This window comes from Planococcus sp. S3-L1 (assembly GCF_030063085.1).
GTDB lineage: Bacteria > Bacillota > Bacilli > Bacillales_A > Planococcaceae > Planococcus > Planococcus kocurii.
In genome coordinates this window covers 1-10,446 of sequence record NZ_JASISN010000035.1, presented here as the reverse complement: position 1 = coordinate 10,446, position 10,446 = coordinate 1, and the positions used below count along the sequence as shown (strand labels likewise).

At 34.6% G+C, this 10,446-nt stretch carries 10 protein-coding genes; 7 read left to right on the top strand and 3 right to left on the bottom strand.

The window, feature by feature from the left end:
* Nucleotides 1-494 precede the first annotated feature (494 nt).
* The gene (locus QMF37_RS17840; RefSeq protein WP_283479072.1) at nucleotides 495-1,097 is read right to left on the bottom strand and encodes a hypothetical protein; all 603 of its coding nucleotides are present in this window, start codon (nucleotides 1,095-1,097) and stop codon (nucleotides 495-497) included.
* A gap of 570 nt (nucleotides 1,098-1,667) precedes the next feature.
* Between QMF37_RS17840 and QMF37_RS17835 the strand changes: the two genes are divergently transcribed.
* The 4 genes from QMF37_RS17835 (at nucleotide 1,668) to QMF37_RS17820 (ending at nucleotide 6,363) form a co-directional block, all read left to right on the top strand.
* Nucleotides 1,668-2,231: a site-specific integrase gene (locus tag QMF37_RS17835; RefSeq protein WP_283479071.1), complete on the top strand. Its 564-nt coding sequence runs from the start codon at nucleotides 1,668-1,670 to the stop codon at nucleotides 2,229-2,231.
* 570 nt (nucleotides 2,232-2,801) lie between these two features.
* Nucleotides 2,802-3,953 carry a replication initiation protein gene (locus tag QMF37_RS17830; RefSeq protein WP_283479069.1) on the top strand — a complete coding sequence of 384 codons (1,152 nt, stop codon included), beginning with the start codon at nucleotides 2,802-2,804 and terminating at the stop codon, nucleotides 3,951-3,953.
* Nucleotides 3,954-5,801: 1,848 nt separating this feature from the next.
* Nucleotides 5,802-6,122, top strand: coding sequence for an ArsR/SmtB family transcription factor (locus tag QMF37_RS17825; protein WP_283479068.1), 321 nt, complete (start codon nucleotides 5,802-5,804; stop codon nucleotides 6,120-6,122).
* Between the two features lie 19 nt (nucleotides 6,123-6,141).
* A complete protein-coding gene (locus QMF37_RS17820) occupies nucleotides 6,142-6,363 on the top strand; it encodes a hypothetical protein (RefSeq protein ID WP_283479067.1) in 222 nt (73 codons plus the stop codon).
* A 470-nt stretch (nucleotides 6,364-6,833) separates the two neighbouring features.
* Here the strand turns inward: QMF37_RS17820 and QMF37_RS17815 are convergent, their stop codons facing one another.
* On the bottom strand, nucleotides 6,834-7,580 hold the full coding sequence (locus QMF37_RS17815) for a hypothetical protein (protein WP_283479066.1): 747 nt from the start codon (nucleotides 7,578-7,580) through the stop codon (nucleotides 6,834-6,836).
* 821 nt (nucleotides 7,581-8,401) lie between these two features.
* Here QMF37_RS17815 and QMF37_RS17810 point away from each other — a divergent pair.
* From QMF37_RS17810 to QMF37_RS17800, 3 genes are all read left to right on the top strand, one after another.
* Nucleotides 8,402-8,959 (top strand): MerR family transcriptional regulator, encoded by a 558-nt coding sequence (locus QMF37_RS17810; protein ID WP_283479065.1) that lies wholly within the window; start codon nucleotides 8,402-8,404, stop codon nucleotides 8,957-8,959.
* Between the two features lie 77 nt (nucleotides 8,960-9,036).
* Nucleotides 9,037-9,561, top strand: a complete 525-nt coding sequence (locus QMF37_RS17805) for an SMI1/KNR4 family protein (protein WP_283479064.1) — start codon at nucleotides 9,037-9,039, stop codon at nucleotides 9,559-9,561.
* A gap of 91 nt (nucleotides 9,562-9,652) precedes the next feature.
* Nucleotides 9,653-9,892, top strand: a complete 240-nt coding sequence (locus tag QMF37_RS17800) for a hypothetical protein (RefSeq protein ID WP_283479062.1) — start codon at nucleotides 9,653-9,655, stop codon at nucleotides 9,890-9,892.
* 240 nt (nucleotides 9,893-10,132) lie between these two features.
* Here the strand turns inward: QMF37_RS17800 and QMF37_RS17795 are convergent.
* The coding region (locus tag QMF37_RS17795; RefSeq protein WP_283479060.1) for a hypothetical protein at nucleotides 10,133-10,446 on the bottom strand (314 nt) is incomplete at its 5' end.

Here is a 10,446-nt window from a genome sequence, read left to right as displayed (position 1 = left end):
GCATCATGGACAATACCTGAAAGTATGATTAATGGATTTATATACATACCCATAGCTATTGGCGTTTTTTTCTTTATACTGGCTATTATTGTTTTCACAATTTCTTTTATAAAAGTACAAAAAAAATGAATACATAGTACTCGCTAAGAGTTCAATCTTTTCTTTTTTTTAAGGAGTGTTAAGGGAAAAATCTTACTTCGATAACTTTTTTTATTTAATAATGCTTTAGCAATTAACAGAGATCACTTTATTCTTATGTATGTTCTCATCCTTATCATTATTGTGTATAAAGGTTTATAAAAATACTATGTAAATAGAATTAAAAAAACCGTCCTCATGAGGCGGCTTTTTTTAATTCTATTTTTGTATAAGAAAGAATTAATACTTGATAATTTCAACTGATATAGGATTTTTGGAGGTAACGGATCTGTAAAAATCATGAAAAAGAATTTCTGTTTTTGAAATTAGTTTTCATTAACTAACTTCTTAACTTTTTAGTCGTAATAATTTATAAGTTTGTATTCATCAATTATAGGTGTTTTGACCGTATAAGGAAGTCTGCTGATAACAAAACCATTCCTTGTAGCAACCCTCGTTCCGGTTTCTACAGAATATTTTACTCTATATCCCATATACACTCGAGTATTTTTGGCATGAGTTAAAGTGTATCCCGTGATACTAGTCTTTGTTTTGTTTAAAGATAATCCTAAGTTACTATATGCACCATTGACTACTACACCAAATGCTTCTGATTTAGTAGCTGAAATAGAACCGGGGCCATTTATGATGCCTGATACTTTTTTAAAATTAGACCATGTCGTGGAAGTCTTTACATTTGTTTTTGTATATTTAATAGCTCTGGCTGCAAGATTTGAGTCCATACAAATTGGTCCACCGCATGCTGGACTTAATCCTGATACAAGACCTTCTTCTTCTGGTGTTAATTGATATACACCTAATAAATCAATACCTTCTTCCGCAATATAAGGTGGTAAGTCAATGCTTTCTTCAACTGGATACTCATTAGCAAATACTGATGAGCCTACTCCAAATGAAAGTAATACCACTGATAAAAACGCCAATACAAACTTTTTCATTTTTCTCCAACCTCTCGAATACTTATTTTTAAAACATTCTATCTAAAGAACTAAGATTATTCTAAATATTCTTTCTTTATAAAGATATAGAAATATTTTCAAATAAATAATTATAGCTTGAAAAATAGTAAAAAAATAGAAAAACGTTGTTCTAAAGAGCATGTTAAGTTATTTTGGTTCCTTTAAGCTGAAATCAGCATCTTTAAAACTGATGCACCTGTTTATAGGGTTCCAAATCTTTTAGAAACACTTCTAGAAAATAAAGCATTTTGTTATAAAAAATACTCATTAGATTCTTAAAATTGATGAAATAGCTTTTTTCTATTGAATTTGAATGTAACATAATCCTAATTAAGTTACATTCAAAATCCTGTTTTCATTGACTTCGACGAAAAAAACGACGAAACTAAACATACCTAAAAAAATGATACATTCAGATCGTTGATTCTACTGGGCTCGCTTTTCCTTGGCGGCGCTCTTTTTTCTTTTGATCAAAACGCCTTGCGTAGTTCGCTACATACGTCTTTTCTAGAAATAAAACCTCAGTAAACAATCAAAAGGAGTTCTCCCATGAGCAAACAAAATGAACTGAAAGATGTGCAGCCGATCCGTTCGCTCGAAAAGATTGAAGACATGAAATGGAGCTTGAAGAAGTGGTGCGGTGAACGGGATTATATCTTGTTTCTCCTGGGCATCAATTCGGGACTGCGTGTCGGAGACTTGTTAGCCATCAAAATGAGTGAGATCAAAGGCAAAAAAGTCGTTTCTTTACGTGAAGGCAAGACCGGAAAACGCCGGACCATCCATCTCGGGAACATCTACGAGGAACTAGACACGTATATTCGCTCTTTAAATGGCGCTGAGTGGCTTTTTCCTAGTCGAAAGGGAAATGGACCCATTACTCGTGTCCAAGCCTACAGACAGCTTCAGAAAGCCGCACAGATGATCGATATCTCGGTGGGCATTGGTACGCATACCTTGCGCAAAACTTTCGGCTACTGGCATTACAAGCAGTTTAAAGACATTGCCGAGCTGCAGAACATCTTGAATCATGCACATCCGCAAATCACGTTGCGCTACATTGGCATTACCGATGAGCAAATTGAAAGCAATTTAAAAGCGTTTCGCCTGTAAAACTCCCAGATTGGATTCTGTGGAGTTTTTGTTTATGAAAAACCGTTTTTAAGGGGGGTTTTAGGCGTCTTAGAAACATTTGCTTGTATGTATTCAATTTAAACCTTAAAAACGCTTTTAGGGTGGTTTCTGTGCGTTTTAAGATGATTCAACATGCGAACAACAGCTGTCTTTTTCTAGTAACGGTTTTTTTGGGCTTGAAGTTGAAAGGTAACACTTTTGGTTCCATTTATTCCACCACCGTCTTTCGCGCGTACGCGTGTTGTTGGTGTTTTAATTACTTTGTTTATTACTTTGTTTTAAGTGTTTTAGAGAGGGTCTGAGCCCATGGTATGACTAGTTTTTTTAAGACTAACTATTACACTTTCGGTGTTAACTATTACACTTTCGGTGTTAACTATTACACTTTCGGTGTCTAACTATTACACTTTCGGTGTTAACTATTACACTTTCGGTGTTAACTATTACAAATCGTAAAAAGTGTATTTTAGTTGTTGTTAAAAACTTTTTTAATGATATAGTCAATTTAATGATTACAGTTTTATAAAAATGTAATAGTGGGGTGTTTATTTGAATAAAAATCATTTAGTTACACAGTCAAACAGCTTGGTAGATGCACGTTATCACGAGCCTTTAAGCGCTAGACAACAAAAAATAGTATTGTCAGTGGTTAGCAAAATTCAAATTGATGATGAAGATTTTAAAATTTATGAAGTACGTATTCGTGATTTTCATGAAATGCTAGGGCTTGAGGGTGAACCTAAATATACTGAAATGAAAAAAATAACTGAGGAACTACTAAAGAAATCATTAGAGATTACTAGAGAAAAAGGACGTTTGCTGCAAGTAAACTGGTTTTCAAGTATTGAATATTTTGAGCATGAAGGCAGAATAGAATTCTCGTTTGATCCTAAATTAAAGCCTTATTTGTTAGATTTGAAGAAAGCTTATACTTCTTATCGGTTAAGTAATATCCTTTCTCTTAGTAGTGCCTCATCTATACGTTTATACGAACTAATGAAGAAGTGGGAGTATCTAGGGAAATGGGAAATAACTATTGAAAAACTAAAAGATCGGTTGGGAGTCAAGCAACAGTCTTACAATGTCTATGGTAATTTCAAAAACAGAATAATTGTGCCTTCTATCAATGAATTAAACGAAAAAACTGATATTCAAATCAATTTTAAAGAGATTAAAAAAGGTAGAAAAGTTATTGGTTTTGAATTCACTATCAGGCATTCTCCAGAAAAAGAAATAAAATTATCTATGTCAGAAAAGAAAGAAGCCGAAAACCCTAAATTGCTTTCTAAAGAAGATGAATTAAGGAATCGATTAAATGCACAAGCGGACGGTTATCAATTCGATACAGCATTCTTTGCACAGCTGCACCAAGGTGCGTCCCTTATCTGGAAAGAGGATGCCGAAAAGGAATTAGAATTCCTGATTCGCTACGTCAACGAAGAACAAAGCGTGAAAAACCCACTTGGATTCATCAAAGCCAAAATCACTTCGGCATGGGATGTTCATGAAGCTGGAGGGCACATTACGTTTGCGGATCTGCAGCCGATGAAAGAACGTCCAACCGGACGACAAGAAAGATTACCGGATTGGTTCACGTCTAGAGACCAACCTAAAGTCGCCGCCAAACCCAATCCTGAATTTGAAAAAGAGAAAGAAGAAACGCTCAAACGATTAGCCGCTAAAAAAAGAAAAGATACGTAAAAATATGCTGCAGGCGTTCACGCCTTAAAAATCCGCCTTTGATTTTTCTGAAGACAAAAAATCAAAGGCGGATTTTTTGTGGATGCCTTTTCCTCTTTTTTAATTTGGTGAAGGTTCTTTTTTACATCCGAAGGCGACAAAAAGATGCCAGTCACCATCCCAATTTTGGGGTGGTGTATAACTGGGCACTCTCGCTTTTTGCTTTCGGATTTTTTCACCCCTTTTAATCGTTTTAGGAAATCGCGACGCGTCCAATGCGTAGCATTATTTACAGCTGGAAGCTGCCTGTGATAGGCCTAATTTGTTTAGGGTGTATAGATGGGTACTCGCTGAATTTTTAAATGCCTGCATTTAAGTTTTGGAAAAAGAGGAGCCAGCGAAAGGAAAAAAAGACAGCAAACCAACTCGAAAATTTCACAAGATCAATCCAAAAACAGCGAAAGAGCATAAGAGAAACATGCCCCCATTTTCAATGTGGAACTAGGCAGAGCCTAGTGTTTGGATGGGTACACGAGATTTCGTTTTTGGCACAAGCTTGTGCCACTTTTTTTCCGGGTTGGCACAAGTTTGTGCCACGAGAAATTGAAGAATCGAACATAATAACGGATGTTTTTCTAGAATTTTTTTAGTTCCAGAACAAAGTTTTAAGCCTCAAAACAGTAGCAAGAAAAAAGATAAAGCATATGGATCGGCTTTGAAAAGTTGGTGCAAAAGTGTACCAACTTGTTTTTTTTGTGGTACAAAAGTGTACCAAAATCAATTTTGGGTGCAAGCAAATAAACCCCTGGCTCTGCCAGGTCTGGCAATGCAATTGCAAGCACGTTTTCCTTATGCTCTTCCGACTCTTTTTCCTTAATTCATAATTTTTTGTATTTCTTGTTAGCCCCTGTGGGAAACCATTTCAGACGCATCTGACTACAAAGTAGGCAGGTGCGTATAAATGGGCACTCCGTTTTAACTTCGTGATTTTATATTTCAAGATGAACTGATTACTAGAAAGCCTTATAAGCGTTTTTAGATGCGAAGATCAGATACAGGAGACTCAGAGGTAAGGAATGTATTTAAAAAGCCCTCACAGAAGCTGTTAAGAGCTTCTGAGGGCTTTTTATGTGTGTGCATATGGTATTGGCCAAACCGTTTTTTTGAAATCATTTACAACTCTACTTTTCTTTTTTGAACAACCGTTTCCATCATGCCTTTTTTTCTTCCTGGTGTGAAGCAGCTGTAAGTTGTTTTTGACTTTCGTCTATCGCTGCACGCAATTGTTGCGTCAATAATCGATCACGCATTTCAATCGTATCACTCATTCTTTTCTCCAATGCGTCCAGAAGGATTTCCCTTTCATCTTCAATTTTCGATAGACCACCGTCTAAGCGTGGAGGTCGTAATCTCTAATTCAATGGCAACATCTTTTGAGAAATACCCAAACTCGTTTTCCATAGTGTTTATTTCACCTCGTTATTCAATTCTAGAAAAACTACTCGAAACCTTCTGAATTAGAAACTTGTAGAATCTAGTTGCATGAAAAAAGACAACCGATTTAATGGCTGATTGCCTTTTTTGAATGAGCAACTGTAGCGAACTTGGAGCTCAATAAGTGAAGTTTCAACTTCCATCTTCTTATGAGGAAAGAGTAAAACAAGAAATATTTTAGAAGCAAGCTAGGGGATTGTCTTGTTCGAAGATTTCTATGACCTTTATAAATATGACCGCGCTTGATTTTTTTAAAAAAGAGGGTGTTGTAAAATGAAAACAAAACGAAAAGTATATTGATGAAAGTGACTAAATTGTAGCCTGATTACTGATAGTGCTTGACCTTTTCATCTGTGTGTAATAAAATACTGTCATATGATACATTTTAATGACGGTAACGAATTACTCCTAATTTTAGAGGCTTTATCTAACCCTCATCGGTTAAAGATTATTAGCGTACTATCTGATGGGAAACAGTATGTTAGTCAGTTGGCAAGAGAACTAGGTATTAGTAGACCATTACTTTATTTACATCTTCAAAAATTAGAGGAGGCTAATCTTGTTTCGAGCGTTATGGAAATTTCGGAAAGTGGGAAAGCGATGAAATTTTATATGCTTAATTCTTTTCACTTTGTGCTTGATGAAAAGCTAATACAACTACTAACACCATCCTTAACAATTAAGAAAAAAAGTTAGTATAAAGGAGTTTCATAATATGGGTATGGTAAGTTTACTTGGACTAGTTAATTTAATTCTATTTTTGATTATCCCAATCATTTTGATTTATGCATTGTTTAAATACTTCAAACGTGCAGAAAAGCGAGCTGATGAAAAATTAGAACTTGAAAAGCAAAGCACTCTAACTTTACAAAAACGTGTAGATGAATTAAATACACGATTAATCATCATTGAAAAAATATTAAAAGAAGTAGAGTAAGATAGAAATTCAGCATATTAAATATATAAAATCCACAATAATTTAATTCCATAGAGCGATATTTTCTTTACAGTATCTTAAAAGCTCAAGCAGGGTATATAAACGTTTGGTTCTAAGTAATTACAGTTAAGAAATACTGAAGATGGTTTTCCGTCACACAAAGTAGTAAGTGAAAACCTATTTCTACTATAAATAATTGTGTTTAATAATGAGGAAATGTTATCGAATAGGTATTTTAAAAATACAAACTATTTAATCTAAAAAAGGATAGGGGTGCTGGAATGAATTCTATGTTCTCAATTGGATTATTCGGTATAATAACTAATTTATTGTTTTTAGGAGTATTTATATTTGGTGTTATTTATATAGTGAAGTCTAGTAAGGAACGAAATAATTATTTAAAGGAAATTTTAAATAATTATAAAGAAAAAAAATAAAAAAAGATGGCTAAAAGCCATCTTTTTTTATTTTTAGAAGCTATGAGTTTCTGAATATGAATCTTTTCCAACATTTAGCTTTAACCAGCCGTTTACACTTCCCGTATTATTAAAGTTTGTGAAATTGAACGAAAGTTTAGCTGATGCCTTATTATCTAAAGTTTCTTTAGATCTAGTTACTCCTAAAGTTATATCACTGGCTGATCCACCTATAGCTGTGACTTTAGGATCGTAGGCGTTAGAAATGTAATCGTTGCCTCCTTGGACAATGGTAAAGTTTGCATAGAAATATGCGTTTGCAACTCCCCCATTATAGTAAACCTTGGCTTTTTTGAACGTTTTATAACCAGAACCAGAAGTTGCTGTTCCTGGCGTTATACCAAGTGGACTAATTAAGTTATTATCTGAAAACTCAACAGTTCCGTAATCTACAGATGAAACTATAATAGAACCATCTTTATATTCTTCTACTTTTTCAAAAATATCGTTTTTCTCTACTTCAAAAATATGTACTGGTCTTTCATCCTTTTTAAATGAGTCCCATAGTTCACCAGCGTTAAGTTTTTCAAGCAGGATGGCTTGTGTTTCTTGGTTTACATCATAGTCGTTAAAAAACGTTTTTAATTGATTGATTTCATCCTTGGAAATTTGAGCACTTTCCTGAATAGCGCTTTCTGTTCCGTTTTTAAGTTCACTTGCATTTACTGTGCTACTGCTTGCACCTAAAATTAGTGACAGAGCAAGTGCAGATGTTGTGAGTGATGTTGTAATTTTTTTCATTTCTTCTAAAACCTCGCTTATTCGAACTTTTATAACAGGATAATATTAACATTTAATTCTTTACATAAAAAGGGTTATCTGAAAAAAGGTAAAAAATAATAAACTCATGAGGGAACTGCTATTACTTTGCTTGATAGACTTAAGTAAAGCCTAATGTTAGTGTGATTCTCTTTTGAATTCTAAAAAATGGGGCATTAATCAAGGGTTATAGCACTGATTAGACAAAGTTGACTGAATTACTCAACTTTCGCATCGATATAACTTGAGCCAATCGGTGCGGCTGTAAAGCGCTTCTGTAATTCAATTGGTTCCTTGACAAGTAAATTGGCGAAAAGAAAAGCACCTCGTTCTTTGGTATAGTGAGATGATCTAATACCAAAAATAGTTGATACTGTTTTACATCAGTTTTTATGGGCTTTAGAAGAAGAGGAATCCTTAACTGTATTGGTGGCGAAAGAAGATGGCGATGCCATTAATATTGAAGAAGCTAGTGACGGTCTTCCAGGTGAACTATATACAGAAGACGGATGGATTTCACGGTATAGTTCTAAGTAAGCCATTCCCTATTTAATAGAAAATGGTTTTCCGGGTTCTCAGTTTCAGTACAATAGATAATTTGAAATAAATATTGCTATTTTGTTTACATATCATCAGATTATCGGAAGTCTTATAAAAGGAAATTGGAGAAGATGCTGATGGCCAGCGCCTTCTCTTTTTATTTTTCTGAAAATCCTTCTAAAGCAGTGTCTTTCAGGTTAAAAGAAGGATAAAGTTATGTTAAATTTAAAATTAATTAAAGCTAAATTTAAGGGAGGGAAATCATGCGTATTCCAATTAGTCGAATCGTCAAGGAACTGAATCTGGAAGCCTATCAGCTGCGGGAATGGGAGAAACGGGACTGGCTCGGTGAAGTCTTAAAAGACCCCCTGCAGAACCATCAACGCGTCTATACGGAAGAACAGGTGGAACGCATTCAATTGATTTCAGAAACCATTCAAGCCCAGCGAGCAAGAGGGATTAAGCGCACCCATCTTGAAGAAGTAGAAGCCCGGCTGCTGGAACGGTTCGGGGGAGAAGTGAAACGGATGGATGCTGATTTGGTGGTTGCTCCGCAATCCCTCAATCAAATTGTCGAATTGCTCATGGGGCAAAACCAAAAAATCAACGATCTGCAGCAACTCATGCAACAGCAGCCGAAAAACCAATTGCCGGATCCGGTGGATCACACCGATGTGCTGACCGACATGAAAAATGAATTGAAGAAGAGCCAGGAACGGGAAGAACAATTGCTGGCTATTGTCCAGCAGCTGCAAAGTGATCTGGATGAATTGAAAAAAGCCCCATCAAAATCCAAGTGGAAGTTTTGGGGCAAAGACTAGGTTTTGAATGTAACTTAAGTGCAGTTAAGTTACATTCAGTTTAAAGAAAAACAGGAGCAATCAGAGGAGGAGCAATGATGTCTAAAATAAAAACTACTTTAGAAATCTTAAGGAAGCGCTTGGATTCAAATGGCCTGCTAGAAATTCAACAGGAAGACGGCTATATCGGAAAAGCAGAAATGATTTTTAATCCTCCAGCAACTGAAGAAGAGTTGCAAAAGTTGCCATTTACTGTGCCGGAAGACTATAAAGAATTTCTGCGGCTTCACCATGGTGGACTCATTTTCAACGATCCTAAATATGGAGGAGGATTTGAACTCTTCACCATAGATAAAATTTTAGAATTTAGAGCTATTCCTGGCTATGATTTTCCAGATGATTGGTTTCCAATCGCCTATGGATACGATAGTTGCTGCTTGATTATTACGGACAAAACGGTAGGCAATGGTTATCTGTATGTCATGGAGACCGGCGTTAACTTTGAAGAAGATGATATGTATATCGGTATGACCTTTGAAGACTGGCTTGAAAAGTTTATTGTGGCGCAAGGTTCGAAGTTTTGGGAATGGGGTTTCAGAATTCCACCTATGCTAAGTTTTTAAATTGACCATGTTAGTAAACTGAATATAACTTATTGTGAATTAAGTTACATTCAGAACCAGCAATAAAAATAAATTCTGCTAGGTGGATTCCATGTTAAAACTATTAATTTTCCCTATTTCATTAGCCATTTTATTCTTTTCAAATGCTTTAATTACTTCTAATTTGGTGTTACTCATAGCAGGATTCTTGATTTTCTTTTACGCAACTGAATTTTTGTTAAAAGGTGATCGGGATATTTTCAAAGTTAAAAACAAAGCATTTGCTTTGGTTATTTTTACGATATTCATTGGTTCAATTTTATTTTCAGCTTATTATGTCAGCTTTAGATAAGGGATTATGAATGTAACTTAATAGCAATTAAGTTACATTCGAAGTTCTAACTCCTCTAACTTCTCAAACAAGTTTGAAAGATTTTGTTTTATAATGTAACTTCTAATTCTGAAGCTTCTGATATATTTGAGACAAACATAGTGGAAAGTAGTAATATGAATGAATAACGTTATTAACTTTTAAACATCAAAGCATGCCTTTTTACCTTATTTTGGTTATTGTTTAATTTTACCAAAAATTTCAAAAAACAGTATGTGATGATTTTTTAAAATTATAATTAAAAAAATAAGGAGAATTGAACATGAAAAATAGCTTTTGGGATTCATTTAAATTATTTTTAGTTTTCTTTTGTTTAGGTATTTTAGCTTTAATACTAAGTGTAAATGGGGAATCAGTTGCCATATTTTTTTCGAGGCCTTCGGGTGCTGCATCATGGACAATACCTGAAAGTATGATTAATGGATTTATATACATACCCATAGCTATTGGCGTTTTTTTCTTTATACTGGCTATTATTGTTTTCACAATTTCTTTTATAAAAGTACAAAAAAAAT